Genomic DNA, 16,946 nt, shown 5'->3' with positions numbered 1-16,946 from the left:
CAAGGCGGGATCTCCCCAGCCAAGAACACCGTCCTTCACCGCACGATGGCCGGATCTACGCCGCCTGGACCTTGACCATCGGAGCTTTGCGATCCTGTGCCCGCTCGCCCTGTCCGGCGTCGCCTCCTATCCGGTTCTTGTCCATCCACCCGCGGTTTACGCTCCACGCGTCCTTCCCACGGTCGGTCGCCCTTCCGCAGTTGCGCTTCACTTCGCTCACGTTGGTCTGCTCACGGGAGGACTTGCACCTCCAGGACGGCGCCCATGCTGGGCGCACACAGAGTGAGGGCGCGTTGCCGCGCCCTGACTCATCCCCACAAAGCTCAACACCACGCGGTGGTGTAGCGTCCAGTCGGACGCGCTCGATCGCCGCAAGCCGCTCCAGCAGCGATCATGCCGGCCTGCCTTCCGGCACAGTGAAGAATTGCACCCCTCGTGCCAAAATGTATCCGTTGATCTTCAAGCGCTTGATCAGCGATCACCCCAGGTGAGCTGCCCCGCATCGGGTCATATGGTCCACCCTGGGGGATATCCCCGGATGTCGGATCTGAGGGCCAGGCACACTGTGGCAAGCGGGTCAGTGGCACTCAACGCGGTCGCCAAGCCAGGATCTGGACGCCCCGCCGACCCTCCGCGTCCACGGCCTCCAGCAGATAGCAGCCGGCCGGCAGTCCCGGCAGCTCCAGGCGGGAAGCGCCCGTGAGCGCCGCCCCCTCCCGCACCAGCCGCCCCAGCAGGTCATAGAGCCTGACGCGGGCCACTGGCCCGCCGGACGCCTCCCAGCTCACGAGCAATGCTTCGCCCTGCCGCCGAACGGTGAAAGGGAAGGTCTGCGCGGGGTGGCCGGGAGCGGGACAGGCTGGCGCGTCGGCGGCCAGGGCGGGGAGGGGATGATCGAGCCATCCCGTCTCGCCCAGCACGCGCAGGGAATCCCGCGCCACCGCCATCCGCCCGGCCAGCGGGAGGCTCTCCTCCCACTCCAGGGCAAGGGGCAGATTGGCCACCAGGCGCCATTGACCCAGGCGACCAGCGTCGTCTCCCACCAGCAGCCGATCGGCGCCCCGCCGGCAGAGCGCGGAGACCGGGCCGGCGATGGGCAAGGGCGGCAGGGTCGTCCAGCCGGCCTCCGAGGCCTGCCAGGCGGCCAGGCCTTCGTCACCACCGATCAGGAGCCGGTCCTCCACCAGGAGGAAATCCCGCGTGCCTGGCGGCAGGGGGCGCGCCCCCACCCGGCGCGGCGCCCAGGGCGGATCGAGTTCCACCAGCCAGAGCAATCCCTCCCCGTGCACGGCGGCCCAGGAGGAGGAGGCGCTCACCTGCGCGGCCTCGGGCAGCTCCAGCTCGCCCTGAAGCAGGGGCGTCTCCTCCCCGGTCCAGAACACGCGGAGGCGATGGTCGCCCGCCACCAGCAGATGGTCCTCCAATGCCGCCGCAGCCAGACAGGGGCCACCCGTCCAGTCGCCCAGGCGCCGTCCGTCCTCGCCGAAGGCCACCAGCCCCGCCTCGGTGAGCAGCACGGGTCCGGCGCCGGCCGGGGCGAGTCGGTGGGCTCCGGGGAAGCGTTCCAACTCCTGTTCGCCGGCCGGGCCATGGAGACTGAGGCGTCCGTCGCGCGCCAGGCGCCATTCCCCACTCCAGCGCAGCAGACGATCGGCCAGGGCGGGGGGCCGCACCTGTTCGCGGCGGACCTGCCAGACCGCCTCATCCAGCGCCCACCAGCTGCGCCGTCGGCTGTCCTGGTGGAGCAGCAGATCGTCGCCCGCCGGCAGCCACCAGCCAGCGCTGGCGCCGGGCAGCGTCATCTCCACGAGAGCGGGCGCCGTGCCGGGTGTCCAGCGCCACCAGGAGGAGTCCTCCGCCTGCAGCCAGAGCAGGTCCCGCCCCGCCGCCAGGGCGCGCCAGCGGCCGCCCGGGGGCGGCGCCTCCACGCGGCAATGGGGTCGGGCCCTTCCTTGCCAGGAATCGAGCCAATGCAGCCCACCCTCTTCGTCCAGGACCAGCAGGGCATCCGCCCAGACCAGCCAGTCCCGCCATTTGAGGGGAAGGTGCGCCACGGGCAGCGGCCCTTCCGCCGACAAACGGCATAAGGCGCTGCCCGTCCTCATCCATGTGCTTCCGTCCAGGCGCTTCAGTTCCCAGGGAGGTCCGGCCGCGGGCAGCGGCCAATGGCCAAGGCCCTCGGGCGAAGCCCCCCCCCGCAGGGCGATGCGCCAGATCTCTCCATCAAGTAGTTGCCAGGCAATGCCGGCCCCCTCCGCCAAGCCCGCCCGGCAGCTGCGGCCGGCCTGCCAGACCAGCGAGGGCCCCGGCTCCAGCCGACGCAGGCAGCCATCGGCCTGGGCCGCCCACAGCCCAGCCCCATCCGGCAGCAGGGCCACCACGCCCGCCGGAAGGCCTTGCTCGTTTTCGCGCCCCTCCACGCCGCCGCTCCACCAGACATGGGTCCGGCCCCAGGCCGCCCAGCCCTCCTCCAACTCCATGGCGCCCAGCCAGGGCTCATGGAACACCGGCCCGCCCCAGGCCGCGCAGGCCAGGGCGAGCAGCCACACCATGCGTCTCATGCGGTCCTCCTTGGTTGATGGGTGAGGGGAGCGGAGGAGGGAAGGCCGCTGCTCAGGGGGGAGGCCGCTCGGCCTGGGCGAACAGGAGGCGCGGGCGGGTCAGGGCGCGCCGCGGCCGGTCCGCGCCGTCCAGCGGGAGCCAGCGCCAGCCCTCGCGGTCACTGCGGTGGATCCGGATGTGGTTCTGCTCCAGACGCTGCAGGACGTCGCGATGGGGGTGGCCGTAGCGGTTGCCGCGGCCGCAGGAGATCCAGGCCTCCCGCGCTCCGACGGCCGCCAGGAAGGCCGGGGAGGTGGAGCCGCGCGAGCCGTGGTGCCCCAGCTTCAGCCAGTCGGCTTCCAGCCAGGCGTCCCAGGCGGCCAGCCAGGCCTCCTCGTCGTGTCCGGCGTCCCCTGTGAGCAGCAGGGTGCCGGCCGGGGCTTCCACGCGCAGGACAATGCTGCGCTCGTTGCCCTCACGCCCGCCGCCGGCCGGGGGTGGACCCAGGACACGCACGCGCCAGCCCGGCTCGGCCTGCAGCAGCTGACCGGGCCGGGCCTCCACGAGGGGCGTGCCCAGGCTGTCCAGCAGGCGGCGCAAGCGATCCTGGGGCGGGTTGACCTTCCACTCGCCATTCCAGAGCACCGCCCCGACCTCCGTGGTGCGGAGCAGGCCCGCGGCTCCGCCCAGGTGGTCCTGGTCCGGATGGGTCAGGACCAGCCAATCGATGGCTCCGTCGTGCAGCCGATGGACGGCCTGGGCCAGTTGCGCGCCGCGCCCACCGGTGCCGCGGGGATCCTCCCAGCCTGCATCGACCAGCACGGTGCGGCCACTGGGGCTGGTGAGGAGGAGGGCGTCGCCCTGGCCCACGTCGAAGAGACAACAGGCGGCCCGTGGTCGGGAGAGGCGCGGCAGCAGATCGGCGGCGAGGATGAGGAGCGGGATGGCCAGCAGGAGGCGCCGCCGCCAGCGCCCCCACGGCAGCAGCAGCAGGCCGGTCGCCAGCCCGAGCAGGGCCAGCTGCCCGGGGTGGGGCGACCAGGCAAGGGTGGCGGTGGGCGCGGCGCGGGCCAGATGGCAGAGGGCCCGGGCCAGTCCGGCGCAGAGGGCGCCCAGCGGCTCCCCGGGCAATGGCAGGAGGAGATGAAGGAAGCCCGCCACGGTGAAGAGGGAGGCCAGGGGCACGGCCGCGAGGTTGAGCAGGACGCCTCCCAGGGGCAGGGCGGCGAAGGTGCCCAACTGGGCCAGGGCGGATCCGGCCTGGGCCAGGGTGGTCAGGCGAAGGGCCTGGAGGACTCGGCCGCGGACGGCGTGGACCGCCCTCCTCCCCCGGCCGCCAGGTCGCGCCTGCTCCCGGCCGCCAGGCCGGGCCTGCTCCCGCGCCGCTTCGCCCCCCTTCCCCGGCATGCCCAGCATCAGGGCGGCCACCGCGCCGAAGGACATCTGGAATCCCGGCTGCGCCAGCTCGGCCGGGTGGCGCCAGAGAATCCAGACGGCGGCGAGGGCGAGCAGGCCCAGGCCCGCCTGCGGCCGCTCGAGGCGCCGGCCCGCCAGCAGAAAGAGGGCCATCGTCACGGCGCGGCGGACGGAGACCTGGCCGCCGGCCAGCGGCGCGTAGAGCAGGAGCAGGCTCCCCAACAGCAGCTCGCGGCCGCCCCGGCCGGTCGGGACCAGCGCCAGCAGATGCCAGAGGGCGAGGGCCAACACTCCCACGTGGAGGCCGGAGACGGCCAGCAGGTGCGCCAGCCCCGTGCTGCGCCAGACCTGGACATCGGCGGCGGGAAGCCGGGAGCGCTCCCCCAGCAACATGGCCTCCAGCCAGGGGCCCGCCTCCCCCGTCCCCCGGGCGAGACGGGCGGCGCAGCGGCGGCGCAGGCTGGCCACCCAGGGAATAGGGCCCGCCGCCGCCGGGGGAAGGGGACCCGCCGCCCGCAGCTCCACCTGGGCCGTGTCCAGCACCAAGCGGCCCAGGCGACCCTGGGCGCGCAACCAGGCGGAAGGATCGGCCGCGAAGGGACCGATGGGGCCGCGTCCGACCGTCCACATGCCATCCGCCGCGGCCCCCGCCCTTGGCTGCAGCAGCCACCACTCGCCCACGGGCAGGGCCGGCGCCCGCCGGGCGTGGGGCCAGAGCTGGAGCTTGCCGGGCAGACTCCGCCAGGCCCGGCCGTCGTTGTACCAGCCGCCGGCCAGCAGGGGACGCTCCGCCGGCGGGAGCTGGAAGCCGCGGTCCGGACCCTCCTCGTCGGCAATGGACAGAAAGGCCAGTTCGGTCGCCGGGTCGGCCAGGGGACGCAACAAGAGGGCGCGGGAGGCGCGGGCGAGGTCCGCCGCGGCCGCGGGACCCGGCGGGCGGACCGCGGCACCGTGGAGCACGGGCAAAAGGAGGAGGGCGGCGGCGCTGAGGCGGACCAGGCCAAGGCCGCCTCGCGCGTTGGGCCAGAGCAGCAACAGGGGCAGGGCGAACAGGGCCGTGGGTGGCACCGGGGGCAGCAGGCGCCAGAGGAGGGCGCCCCCCACCGTCACGCCCAGCAGCCACAGGTGGACGGGGGCGATGGTCCGGCGCCCCGCCTCAGCCATCGGCGCCCCCGGCCCACTGCAGTTCCGGCGGACAGACATCCGCCACCAGGGTGAGGCGGGGAGCCGGCTCCCTCAGTTCGACGAGGAGCAGGTCGACCTGCACGGCGCGGTAGCGCTGGGCCTCGTCCAGCCAGCCGGCCTTGACCAGCGTCTTGAGCAGGAGGCGGATCTTGCGCTCGTCCACCCGCTCGAGCAGCAGGTCGAGCGGACCCCGGCCGCACTTGACCTCAACCACGTGCAGGGTGTCGCCGCGCCGGGCAACCAGGTCCACTTCGCCCGCCTGGCGGCGCCGCAGGTTCTGCTCGAGCACCTCATAGCCGTGCGTGGTCAGCCAGTCCAGCGCGAGGTCCTCGCCCCGCCGGCCCCGCACCCGGCAGCGCTCGATCCCGGGCAGGATCTCCTGCCGATCCGGCCCCCGACCGCCCGGCCGTCCCCGCTCCGCTCCCTTCTTCGCCATAAGCCCTCCTCCGGAAGGCTCGGCCAACCGCGGGCGGGGACGCCGTGTTGCACAAAAAGAAAGGGGCCGGCCTCCATCGGTCGGCCCCGTCAAGCGGGCAGGACAACAGGTCGCCTCAAGGGGCGGGCGGGGCGGGAGCGTCCACCGTCCAGGCCACCACCGGCGACCAGGCGCTGGTGGCTCCATCCTGGTCCACGGCGCGGGCCCGCAGCCAGAGGCGGCCAGGCTCCAAGGTGAGGGGCAGGAAGGTGGCGGTGCCGGCCCTCCGCGTCCACAGCACGGAACGGAACTCGCTGTCGGCGGCGGCTTGCACCTCCACCTCCACCTGCTGGGGTCGGCGATCCGGATCAGTGGGGGCCTCCCATTCGAGGCGCTGCTCCCCGGCCGCCAAGCGGCCCGAGGCGGGACGCAGGCCGCCCTTCCATGCGGGCGGATCGTTGCGGCGATCCACCTGGGCCGGCCATGGCTCCGACCAGGTTCCCTCCAGCCCGTGCGGGTCACGGGCGCGCACGCGGAACCACAGGTCGCTGTTCTCGGGCAGCTCCGGCCACTCGGACAGAGGTAGGCGCAAGGCCGCCACCAGGCGTGACGATCCGTCCGTGAAGGCGCGGGAGCTGCTCCAGGCCACCTCATACTGCAGGCGATCCGCCGGATCGGGATCCGTCGCCTCCGTCCAGGCCAGCTCGTCGCCCGTACCCAGCACCTGTCCGGGGCGGCCACTGAGGCTGGTGCCGCCCGGCCGGCTGTCCACCGTGATGCGCAGTGGCTGGGAGGCTGTCTCCAGGCCCGTATCATCGACGGCGGTCACCGTCAACCTCAGTTCGCTGTCGTTGGGGATGGCCCGGCTTACGCGCAGGCTGGTCTGCTCCGTCTCCAGCACCTCGCGCCAAGCGCCCGCCCCTTCCTCCACCGTGACCCGGTAGCGCAGGCGCGCCCCGGGGTCGGGATCGGTCGACGCGCTCCACGAGAGGGAGATGCCGCTCAGATCGGTGGAGCGCTGGCCGGGGGCCGGCTCGCGCAATTGGGGCGCGCTGGGGGCATCCTCCCGCTGGTTCACTGTTACCTGGATGGGGTCGCTCCAGGGGCTGGCCGCGCCCTCGTCGTCCAGGCAGCGCAGGCGCAGATGCCACACGGAGTTGTCGTCCAGCAGCAGGCCGCCGACCGTCTTCTCACCGGCCGGCACGCGATGGGTGACGGCGTTCTGGAAGGAGGGATGGGAGGCGACCTGCACCTCGTGCCAGAGAGTGGAGGGCGGATCGCTGCGGTCGCGGTCCACGCCCGGGATGAAGGGCAGGGTGGGGCGGTCCGTGCGCAGGACGGGGGAAGCGGCCAGTTCCGGAGCGAAGGAGGGCGCGCCGGGCGGATCGTTGGCCTTGTTGTACCAGAAGGTACTGGCGCTGGAGGCCGCCTCCAAGCCGTGGGGATCGACCGCCGTCACCGTCCAGCTGAGCACCTGGTCCTCGGGCAGCTGGGCGGCGCCCGGCAGGCGGCCCAGCGCGACCTGGAGCGCGGTTTGGGTCGTCGTGACGAGGACGCGGCCACCCTCGTCGCGGATCTCCAGGCGATAGCTGAGCCGGTCGGCCGGGTCGGGATCCTGCGCCGCCGACCAGGCCAGCTGGTCGCCCGGCCCCAGTTCTTCGGCGTGGGCCTGGGGCCGGGGAGGCGTGGGATGGCTGTCCACGCGCACCCGGCGGGCGGGCAGGACCTGCTCCAGGCCGGTCTCGTCGACCACCTTGAGGTGGAGCAGGTAGTCCTCGCCGCTGGTCAGGGGCAAGCGCACCGTCGCTTTCGTCTCCGCCGTGCTTCCCTCGGCCAGGGTCCGCGCCGCGTCGCCGGCAGGGCTGAGGCGCCAAGTATAGCTGAGGCGCGCCTGCCAGTCCGGATCGGTGGCGGCGGTCCAGCCCAGGTCCATGCGGTCGAGGGCGGCCAGACTGGCCCCCTCCGCCGGCTCCACCCAGGCCAGGCCGGTGGGCGCCTCCTCCACGCGGTTGAGGATGAAGGACCGGACCGGCCCCCAGCCGCTGCCCGTGTTCTCGTCATCCATGGCCTGGACGCGCCAGTGCCAGCGGGTGTTGTCGCCCAGGCGGCCTTCGAAGTCCACCTGCGTTTGCGCCAGGAGCCGCTCCTCCACGACCCGCCCCTTGAAATCCGCCTCCTGGCAGAGCTGGATCACGTAACTGAGGGTGGAGGGAGGATCGCTCTGGTCGGGATCGCTGGCGGCGGTCCAGCTGAGCAGGGGGCCCTGCCGCAGCACGAGGCCCTCCTCCGGAAGGAGCGGCTCGGGGCGGGAGGGCGGCTGGTTGGCGCGGTTCATCCAGCAGACGGCCGCATCGGACCAGGGCGAGGCGGCGCCATGGTTGTCCACCGCCCGCAGGCGCCAGGCGTAGGACTGGTCCTCCTGGAGCAGGCGGCTGTCGGGCAGGGCGTCCAGGCTGAGGGCGGCCAGCTCCTGCTGGGCCAGACCCTTCATATGGATGAGGGGCCGGCTGAAGTCTGCCCTGGCGGGGGCCACCTGCAATTCATAGAGGAGGATGTCGTCGGGACAGGGGTCCTGGGCCGGCGTGAAGCGCAGGGTGCGGCCGGCCAGCGCATCCTCGCCGCCGGCCGGGGCCAGCGGCTCCGGCGTGCTGGGCGTGGTGTCCGGCTCCAGGCGCAGGACCTGGCGACTGCGCGTGACGCGGCCTGTGTTGTCCACCGCCTCCACCGCCCACCAGAGAGGCTGCTGGTTGACCAGGGGCTGGCGCGGGCGGTGGCTGGTCTGCTCCAGCCCGGCCAGGCGCGTGGCGTCCTGGAGGGATTCCTGGCGGCCGATCAACAGCGTGTACTGGATGGTGGCCAGGGGATCGGGATCGCTGCTGGCCGTCCAGGAGAACTCGGGATCGAGCACGGCGATGACGCCGCTGGGGCCGATCAGATCGAAGGGGAGGGGCGCTTCCTCCACCGTGTTGACATGGAAGCGACGGGGCTGGCTCCAGTCCCCGCTCTCGAAGCCGTCATGGACGCGGATGCGCCACCAGCAGGCGCTGTTGTCCGGCAAGTCGCGCGGCGAGGTCCAGGCCGCCTCGGACCAGTCCTCGCCGCTGCCGGCCAGGATCTGCTGGCCGTACTCGTCGGCGGACAGCTGGATCTCGTAGAAGACGGGATCCCCCTCGCGGTCGACGACGGAGCGCACCTTGAAGGTGGGCCGCGCCTGGCCGAGCAAGGCCTCGGGGGCTGGTTCCAGTTGGTCGGGCAGGGGTGGCAGGGAATTCATGCGGAGGGTGTTGAGCGGACCGTCGGTGCGCACGACGAAGCGTTTCCAGTCGCTCCAGGCGCCGCCGCCCTGGCCGCGCAGGCGCAGGAAGTAGCGTTCCCCGTCCGCCAGGGGCAAGCCCTCGTAGGTGAGAACGCGGCCCGCCGGCCCCAGCGGGCGCGGCCCCGAATCCCACAGGTCCGCGCGCCGGAAGGAGGAGTCGGAGGCCACCTGCAGGTGCCAGGCTTCCTGGGGATCCCCCAGCAGGCTGAAGTACTCCCAGCCCAGGCGGGGCGCCTCCTCGATGGCGTGGGTGGGGTCGGGGTCGGAGAGCAGGACCAGCCCGTGCACCACGGGCCGGGCCTCGTCCACGCGGTAGAGGCGGCGGATGTCGGGATTGGTCGTCGAGCTGAACAGCAGGTGCTCGCCCACCGCCACCGACACGCTGGGCAGGTCCTCGCCGCGCCGGTTGATGGCCACGCGGCCCTGGAAGACGCCCGAGGCTTTTTCCGTCTCGGCCAGGTAGACGGTCTGCACCTGGTCCGGCCGCTCGAGGATGCGCACCTCGATGCCGGTCTGGTCCACGGCGTATTTGTTGCGGTCCACGGCGCGGACCTGGATGCGGGCGAGGGCCCGGTCGCAGAGATCGAAGGCGAGGGTGTCGGCCCACTCCTGGTCGGCCATGGCATGCAGGCTGAGGATCTCCACCGGCTGGGTGAGCAGGTTGGCGGAGGGGCGCTCGCGCCAGGGGGCCACCACCAGCCGTCGATCCTGCCCGCGGCCCAGCTGCTGGACCTTGCCCTGGATGTAGTACTCCTCCGTCGTGCCCCACCAGTTGCCGCTCAGGTCCAGGTCCTCGCCCAGGTTCAAGCCGTAGACCTCGACCCCGCCCGACATGAGGCTGTTGTCCCGCACCTCGGGCCGGCAGTCGGCCTGGAAGACGATGCCCGTGCTGCGGTCCTCGCCGGTGGCCTCATAGAGGGCGTTGCCCAGGAGGCGCGGGCTGGACGAGGAGACGTAGATGGCCCCGCCCCAGCCGGCGGAGGTGTTGTCGATGAAGGCGTTCTCCTCCACATGGGCGTTGGAGACGGAGATGTACAGGCCGCCCGCGTGGCGGGCCGAGCGGTTGAGCACGAAGAAATTGCGCACGATGACGGCGTCGCTGTAGAAGAAGCAGTAGAGCGCCCCGCCATCGTCCAGCAGCGAAACGTTGCGCTCGAAGGTGCAGGCCTCGATCAGCGGCGTGGCGAAGTTGTAGCAGACGAGGGCGCCGCCCCGGTCCGCCTCGTTCTCCAGGAAGAGGCAGTCGCGGACGATGGGCGCGCTGCCCTTCAGGTAGAGGGCGCCGCCGTCGTACTGGTCGTCCGCCACGGCCCCGCCGCCCGTGAACTCGCACTGGATCAGGCGGCTGCCGCCGCTGCCCTCGATGTAGCGCCGCTCGGCGTCGTAGGAGGGCGGATCCTTGTCGCCCAGGATCTTGACATTGCCCCAGCGCCGCCCCTCGATCAACGGTTCGAAGCGCACGGGGAGCCGCTTCTCCCCCAGGGCGTGCACCTGGCCTTCGACGATCAGGCAGGCGCCCTCCCCCAGGCGCAGGGTCACGCCGGCCTCGATGACCAAGCTGGCCCCTTTGGCCACGGTCACGGTGGCGGGCAGGACAAGGGGCGATTCCGCCGCGGTGATCGTGCGCTGCCCATGCACGATTCCCCTCAGCTCGCCGGCACCGGCCCATCCGGCCAGCAGCAGGCCTGACATCAGCATCCATCTCAGCCAGAACATCGCACCCCCCTCGTCCCGCCGTGCTCGCTCATCGAAGCAGAAGCAGACGTGTCATCTCCCGCCGCTCTCCCACGTCCGCCCGAAGAAGATACAGACCGCTTGCCAGCCCCGACAGGTCCAGCCATTCCTGGTGGAGGCCGGCCGGCAGCGCCTCCCGCCGCCCCGCCGCCACGCGGCGGCCATCCAGGCCCACCACCTGCCAGGCCAGCTGGCCCGGCCACGCCAGCGTGACGCTGAAATGGGCGCCTGGATTGAAGGGGTTGGGCCAGACCTTCAGATCCAGTCCCCCAGGCCGCGCGGGCGACGCTCCTCCCCCCACCTCCAGGCTCATCCAGGTCTGCCGCGCCGCCGCCCCCGCCGCCTGGAGCCCGGCCAACTGGGCCCCCGCCACCAGGGCGAAGGCCACCTCGCGCTCCTGGCCGGGAGCCAGGTCAAGGGCGGGGGCCCCCAGCAGGCACTGCCAATCCCGCGCCGCGTCGGACTGGGTCTGCTGGAAGCCGCCGCGCAGCCAGCTGAAGAGTTCGGCGTCCTCGAGACCGCCGAAGCTCCATTCACCCCAATGACAGAGCCGGAAGGAGGCGGCCTCCTCCGAGACCAGCCTGAGACCCAGCATGGGACCGCCCACCTGGGATTGCCAGCCGGTCCCGCTGGACGGATCCCAGCCGCCCGTGTCGTTGGCCCAGGTGCCGCCCACGTCCAGGTCCAGCCAGAGGCCGGGCTGCAGCCCCGCGATGGTGCCGCCACCCGTGTTGTGCAACTGGAAGCGCAGCAGGATCCAGTCCTCGCCCTCCAGGCTGAGGCCCAGCTGGCGTACACGCAGGCCGGCAAGGCCCGCCGCCCCGAATTCCGCTTCGCTGGACAGCTCGCCGCCGAAGGCGACCCGCCGGATCTCGCCCCCGGGCAGGACGGCCAACTCGGCCGGCATCCCGGTCAGATAGCTGGCGGCGTGGGCGACCTGCACCCCGTCGCTGGCCAGGAGCAGGCTGCCGTGGTAGAGGTGGCTGGGGGATCCGGGCGGCCAGCGCAGGCCGCCCCCCACCGCCTGGCCCGCCTCGAAATCGTAGTAGCCCTGGACACCGTGACCGCCCAGACTTATCTGAAGCTGCCCGTTGTCATGGTCGGCGTAGGTGGGCGCCACCAGGATGAGCAGGTTCTCCTCCTGGCTGAAGCCGCCCGCCGCCGTGAAGAGCAGGCGCAGGCGGATCTCCCGGCCGGGCTCGAGATCGCCGGCCAGGGTGAGGGTGAAGTGATCGGCCGGCTGGACGCTTTGGCCCTGGGCCAGGCTGCCGAAGTCGATGGCGCCGTCCACGACCGTCGCCTCGCCCGGCTGCGCCTGGCACTGCGCCTGCAGGCCGGTGAAGGAGCCGAGCAGGGCCTCCACCTGGAGACGCAGCTGGATGGTCTCCCCCGGCTCGGGAATACCGTCCCCGTCACTGTCGGTCAAGCTTGAGCCGTTCACCTGCACGGCCCGCACCGTCTGCTCCAGGGTCCGCCAGGCATTGATCCGCCCCCGCCCCAGCTTGCCGGCCAGCCCCGGATTGAGCGCGTCGATGTTGTCGCAGCCCGCCTTCACGCGCTCCCGGATCTGGTCGCCGTTCTCCGTCGGATGGCGGCTCCAGGCCAGGGCGGCCAGGCTGGCGACCAGAGGCGTGGCCATGGAGGTGCCGCTGCGCAGGGCATAGCCGCCGCCGATCATGCTGGAGAGGATGTCCTGTCCGGGGGCGCTGACGTCCACCCACCAGCCGATCTGGCTGCCCGGCATGCGCGTGTCCTGGGGCGTGGTGGCGGCCACGCAGAGCACGCCCTCATAGGCGCCGGGGTAGTGCAGGCGCTCCGTGCCGTTGTTGCCGGCGCTGGCCACCACCAGGCAGCCCAAGGCGCGCACGGCCTGGATCACATCGTACTCGTAGGCGGAGAAACTGTCCCCACCCCATGAGCAGCTGATCACGCACGCCCCGTTGGCGGCGGCGTACCAGACGCCCTCCACGCCCCGGCTGATGGAGCTGAGGTGGCCGGCCCGCACTGGCATGAGGGCGGCCCGCCAGGCGGCGCAGGCCAGTCCGGTGGCGTTGTCGGTGACGCAGGCCGCCGTGCCGGCGGTGTGGGTGCCGTGGCTGGCGTCGCCGGGGGCGGGGGAGGGATCGCCGTCGCCGTCCAGCAGGTCGGCGCCATGCAGGTCGTCCACCACGCCGTTGCCGTCGTCGTCGACCCCGGGCAGGCCCTGCGCCTCGGCCTGGTTGATCCACAGCGCGCCGGAGAGGTCGGGATGAGTGAGATCGCAGCCCGTGTCCACCACGGCCAGGATGATCTCGCCCTCCCCCACCTGGATGTCCCAGGCCTGCGGCGCCTGGATGAGGGGCAGGGCCCACAACTCGCCGTAGCGGGGGTCGTTGGGCAGGCGGTCGCTGTGGCGCCGGGGGGGCTCCTCGATCCAGACGGGACGCAGGGCGGCCAGGGCCTTGCGCGCCAGGGGCAGCTCATGGGGCGGGCAGCGCAGGCGCAGGATGGCCTCCAGCTCGCGCGGGGCGCCGGCGCTGCCGGGCAGGGCCGCTTCCAGGCGGGCGGCGGCGGGCAGTCCGGCGACACGAGGATCGGCCAGCAGGGCGCGGGCCGTCGCCCGGTCCGCACAGCGGAAGAGCAGCTCGGCGGTAGGGGGCGGGTCGCCCGCGGCGCGGCCCTTCACAGGGAGGGACAGGAGCAGGCAAAGGATAAGGGGCAGGAAAACCGGCGTCCGGAGCCGTGGGGGCCCTGCGGAATGCCGATCCCGTCCAGGCCCGCGGACAGGCCCACCGGACGCGGACTTCCCTCGACGGACAGGCAGGGGCATGGAATCCACCCTCCAGCAGGGGACTGGTCAGCGGGAGGAGGGGGGGAAGAAGAGGCCTCCCAGCAGGCGCAGCAACTCCTCGCGCGTGGCCTGTGATATGCGACGGCCGCCCAGCGGGAATTCCGGCTGGCGGCGGGCCAGGGCCCTCAGGCGGCGGACAGGCAGGGCGGCCAGGGCCTCCGGGCTGTCCGGCGGCGACTCCCCCTCATCGGCCGGGACCGGTGGCGGCGCGGGCGGCGACGGCCGCCAGGCCTCGCGGGCCAAGTGGCGGGCCAGTTCGGGGATGCCGGGCGCCGGACGGGGGATGACCAGGGTGGAGGCCACCCGCCCGACCCGGGCGGCGGCACGCGAACCGGCATCCACGGCGGCCTGCACGGCGGCCGTCTCCCCTTCCACGCAGATCGTGACCAGGGCGGGATGGGTCACCTGCCGCGTCAGAAGCCGCACGCGGGCGGCCTTCAACATGGCGTCGCAGGCTTCGATCGCGGCCACCAGGCCGCGCGTCTCCACAAAGCCGAGTGCCTCGTCCTTCATGGGGTCGGACCCTGCCGGACGCGCCGCCCCGGGGGGACGGTCCGCCCGGCCGGTTGGACACTCACGCCTTGCGAGGCAGGATCTGCTCCACCTCGGAGTGCGGGCGCGGGATGACGTGGACGGACACGACCTCGCCCACCTTCTCCGCCGCCGTGGCGCCGGCGTCGGTGGCCGCCTTGACCGCGCCCACGTCGCCGCGGACCATGACGGTCACATAGCCGCCGCCCACCTGCTCGCGGCCGATCAGTTCGACCTTGGCCGCCTTGACCATGGCGTCGGCCGCCTCGATGGCGCCCACCAGACCCTTGGTTTCCACCATCCCCAGGGCTTCTAGAGACATTCCGTGATCCTCCAGTCGAGTTGCGCCGCCGGCCGATTCGGGCAGCCATTCCCGCGGCAGGACTCAAGGTAGGAAAGTGCCGCAGGCGGCGCCATCGGCCGGTGCGAGGATGCGCCCTCGTCTGGCGTGGGTCATCCATCGGTTGGATGAGGGGATCTCAATAGCGGAAGGCGCTGCCGCCGATGTACTCGCGCAGGATGGAGGTGCGCGGCACGCTGCGGTCGTCCACCCCCAGGAAATTGTAGAGGAACTGGGCCAGGCGGCGCGCCTCGGCGTATTCAGGATGATGCGGCTTGATCTGCATGAGCAGTGGCTCAACTTTGGGCTTGAGCACGGCCAGCTCATAGTCCAGGGCGGAGTTGAAGGTCTCGTCCGCCTCGCGCTGGAAGGGGAAGATCCAGCGCTCCTCGCCCCGCCGCACGGAGGCCCAGCTGCCCAGGGTGGCCAGGGCCGAGTGGCCGCGGTAGCGGTGGTCGCGCACCATGCGCCGCATCAGGCGGTTGTCCGTCGTCGAAATGCGGTTGTGGCGGTCCAGGTTGAGCTGGGTCAAGGCGCTGATGAAGATGCGGAACTTGCGCTCGGCCGGCACCTGCTCGGTCAGCAGCGGATTGAGGCCGTGGATGCCCTCCACGACGAGGAGCTGGTCGGCGGCCAGGCGCATGCGGCGGCCGTGGAACTCCCGCTGCTTGGTTTGGAAGTTGAAGAAGGGCACCTCGATCTCCTGGCCCTCGCTCAGGCGGGACAGGCTCTCGTTGAAGAAGGGCAGGTCCACCGCCTCCACGTGTTCGAAGTCCGGTTTGCCACTCGCGTCGCGGGGCGTCTGCTCGGGGCCGACGAAGTAGTCGTCCGTGCCCAGGATGAGCGGGCGCAGGCCGTGGACGGTGAGATGCGTCACCAGCCGCTTGGCGAAGGTGGTCTTGCCCGCGGATGAAGGACCGGCGATGAGGATGACGCGCAGGCGGTCCCGGTGGGCGACGATCTGCTGGGCGATGCGCCCCAGCTTCTGCTCGTGCAGGGCCTCCGCCGTCCGCATGAAGGCCTCGATCTCCCCCGTGTCGATCGTCTCGTTGAGGCGGCCCACCGTGTCCACCCCCAGGATGCGGCCCCATTCCTTGTGCTCCTGGTAGATGTGGAAGAGGTGGGGCTGCCGCTCCAGCTCGCCCACGGCGTAGGGCGGCTCGCGCCGCGGCAGGTTGAGCACGAAGCCCCGCTCGTAGTTGACCAGCTCGAAGCGGCCGAGCACGCCCGTGCAGTCGGCCAGCGGACCGTGGGCGAGGTCGGAGAAGCCGTCGCAGACGTGCAGCACGACATGGGGCGGGTTGCGGAAGCGCAGCAGGTCCAGCTTGTCGCGCTCGCCGTCCGCCTCGAAGCGGGCCAGGGCGTCGGTGAAGGAGACCTTGCGCCGCTCAATGGGCAGGTTGAGGTGGACCAGCTCCCTCATGCGCTCGGCCAGCCGGTCCAGCAGTTCCTGGCTGATGCCGTCGTGGGCGTTGTTGCGGAAGCTCCAGAAGAGGCCGCTGCCCAGGGAGTGCTGGAGGGAGAAGACAGCCTGGGGGAAGAGCTCGCGCATGGCCTTGGCGACCAGGAAGGCGAGGGAGCGCTGGTAGACGCGCCAGCCGTTCCCATCGGCCAGGGTGAGCAGGCGGACCTCGCTGTTGATCTCCAGGGGATAGCTGAGCGAGGCCAGGTCGTGGTTGACCAGGGCGGCGATGAAGGGCAGGCCGTCCCGCCCCCTGTCGATGCCCGGCAGGGCCCTGACCAGGGTCCCGACGGGAAGATCAAGCAGCTGTCCATCCTCCCGGGTGACACGGATGCGCTGATGCTCGCCGGACGGGCAGCTTGACGGGTCGATCATGGGTCTCCCGGGAATCAGGCCAGGCGGGGCCGCGGCTGCTTGGCCAGACAGGCCTCCACCACGCGCTGGATGTATTCGAGGTTGAGGGGCTTGCGGATGAAGTCGGTGGCGCCGGCGAGCAGCAGTTCCCGCGCGATCTGGGCTGAATCATGGCCCGTGACCATCACCACCGGCACCGTCGGATCGATGCCGCGGATGCGCTTGATCACTTCCAGGCCGTTCATGCCCGGCATGAGGATGTCCAGGAAGAGCAGATGGGGATGTTCCCGGGCGAGCAGATCCAGGCCGGTGGGGCCGTCCGGGGCTTGCAGGACCTCGTAGCCCAGGCCCACCAGGAACGCGCCCAGGGTTTCCCGGGCCGCCGGATAATCGTCGATGATGAGGATCCGGTTCATGAAGTCCGCCGTCCTTGACCCAGGATACGAGCTATTTCGGCAGCCAGCAGGGGCATCTTGAAAGGCTTGATCAGCGTGGCCTGCACCTGGAAGGCGCTCAGATGGTGCAACTCGTGCTCGTAGCCGGTGATGACGATGATGGGCAGGTCTTTCCATTTCTCACGAACCAGGCGCATCAATTCAATGCCGCTGATGCGCGGCATGTTGAGGTCGGTGATGAGCAGGTCGGGACGCCAGTCGGCGAGCAGGCCCCAGGCTTCCTCGCCGTCGGCGGCGGCCCGCACGGGCTCGAAGCCGTAGATCGCCAGGAATTGCGCCAGGACCCGGCGGAAGTCGTCGTTGTCCTCGACCACCAGGACGGAGCGCGCTGCTTCCAACTTCATCACGCGAGGGTCTCTCCCAAAGC

General features: G+C 71.9%; 10 protein-coding genes. All 10 read right to left on the bottom strand.

What is annotated here, in order from left to right:
* Positions 1–587: 587 nt before the first annotated feature.
* The 10 genes from Q8O14_02550 to Q8O14_02505 all read right to left on the bottom strand — a co-directional run bounded on the left by Q8O14_02550 (position 588) and on the right by Q8O14_02505 (position 16,923).
* Positions 588–2,561, bottom strand: a complete 1,974-nt coding sequence (locus tag Q8O14_02550) for a hypothetical protein (GenBank protein ID MDP2359621.1) — start codon at positions 2,559–2,561, stop codon at positions 588–590.
* Positions 2,562–2,613: 52 nt separating this feature from the next.
* Complete coding sequence (locus tag Q8O14_02545; GenBank protein ID MDP2359620.1) at positions 2,614–5,121, bottom strand: DNA internalization-related competence protein ComEC/Rec2; 2,508 nt, start codon at positions 5,119–5,121, stop codon at positions 2,614–2,616.
* A complete protein-coding gene (locus Q8O14_02540) occupies positions 5,114–5,578 on the bottom strand; it encodes a YraN family protein (protein ID MDP2359619.1) in 465 nt (154 codons plus the stop codon). The genes Q8O14_02545 and Q8O14_02540 overlap by 8 nt, the downstream gene beginning before the upstream one ends.
* Positions 5,579–5,693: 115 nt before the next feature.
* On the bottom strand, positions 5,694–10,589 hold the full coding sequence (locus Q8O14_02535) for a hypothetical protein (protein ID MDP2359618.1): 4,896 nt from the start codon (positions 10,587–10,589) through the stop codon (positions 5,694–5,696).
* A gap of 28 nt (positions 10,590–10,617) precedes the next feature.
* Entirely contained in the window at positions 10,618–13,272 is a 2,655-nt protein-coding gene (locus Q8O14_02530) for a S8 family serine peptidase (GenBank protein MDP2359617.1), read from the bottom strand.
* 171 nt (positions 13,273–13,443) lie between these two features.
* The gene (locus Q8O14_02525) at positions 13,444–13,950 is read right to left on the bottom strand and encodes a BMC domain-containing protein (protein MDP2359616.1); all 507 of its coding nucleotides are present in this window, start codon (positions 13,948–13,950) and stop codon (positions 13,444–13,446) included.
* A 61-nt stretch (positions 13,951–14,011) separates the two neighbouring features.
* Positions 14,012–14,290, bottom strand: a complete 279-nt coding sequence (locus Q8O14_02520; GenBank protein MDP2359615.1) for a BMC domain-containing protein — start codon at positions 14,288–14,290, stop codon at positions 14,012–14,014.
* A 157-nt stretch (positions 14,291–14,447) separates the two neighbouring features.
* Complete coding sequence (locus Q8O14_02515) at positions 14,448–16,145, bottom strand: nucleoside kinase (protein MDP2359614.1); 1,698 nt, start codon at positions 16,143–16,145, stop codon at positions 14,448–14,450.
* Between the two features lie 14 nt (positions 16,146–16,159).
* The gene (locus Q8O14_02510) at positions 16,160–16,540 is read right to left on the bottom strand and encodes a response regulator (GenBank protein MDP2359613.1); all 381 of its coding nucleotides are present in this window, start codon (positions 16,538–16,540) and stop codon (positions 16,160–16,162) included.
* Complete coding sequence (locus tag Q8O14_02505; GenBank protein MDP2359612.1) at positions 16,537–16,923, bottom strand: response regulator; 387 nt, start codon at positions 16,921–16,923, stop codon at positions 16,537–16,539. The genes Q8O14_02510 and Q8O14_02505 overlap by 4 nt, the downstream gene beginning before the upstream one ends.
* Positions 16,924–16,946: the final 23 nt, after the last annotated feature.

This window comes from bacterium (assembly GCA_030685015.1).
Lineage (GTDB): Bacteria > CAIWAD01 > CAIWAD01 > CAIWAD01 > CAIWAD01 > CAIWAD01.
The sequence above is the reverse complement of the archived record's forward strand: the minus strand, read 5'-3'. Positions and strand labels throughout refer to the sequence as shown.

Coding starts and splice junctions, on each gene's coding strand:
- Q8O14_02505 (MDP2359612.1), bottom strand. CDS start 16,923: ATGAAGTTGGAAGCAGCGCGCTCCGTCCTGGTGGTCGAGGACAACGAC.
- Q8O14_02540 (MDP2359619.1), bottom strand. CDS start 5,578: ATGGCGAAGAAGGGAGCGGAGCGGGGACGGCCGGGCGGTCGGGGGCCG.
- Q8O14_02515 (MDP2359614.1), bottom strand. CDS start 16,145: ATGATCGACCCGTCAAGCTGCCCGTCCGGCGAGCATCAGCGCATCCGT.
- Q8O14_02535 (MDP2359618.1), bottom strand. CDS start 10,589: ATGTTCTGGCTGAGATGGATGCTGATGTCAGGCCTGCTGCTGGCCGGA.
- Q8O14_02545 (MDP2359620.1), bottom strand. CDS start 5,121: ATGGCTGAGGCGGGGCGCCGGACCATCGCCCCCGTCCACCTGTGGCTG.
- Q8O14_02510 (MDP2359613.1), bottom strand. CDS start 16,540: ATGAACCGGATCCTCATCATCGACGATTATCCGGCGGCCCGGGAAACC.
- Q8O14_02520 (MDP2359615.1), bottom strand. CDS start 14,290: ATGTCTCTAGAAGCCCTGGGGATGGTGGAAACCAAGGGTCTGGTGGGC.
- Q8O14_02525 (MDP2359616.1), bottom strand. CDS start 13,950: ATGAAGGACGAGGCACTCGGCTTTGTGGAGACGCGCGGCCTGGTGGCC.
- Q8O14_02550 (MDP2359621.1), bottom strand. CDS start 2,561: ATGAGACGCATGGTGTGGCTGCTCGCCCTGGCCTGCGCGGCCTGGGGC.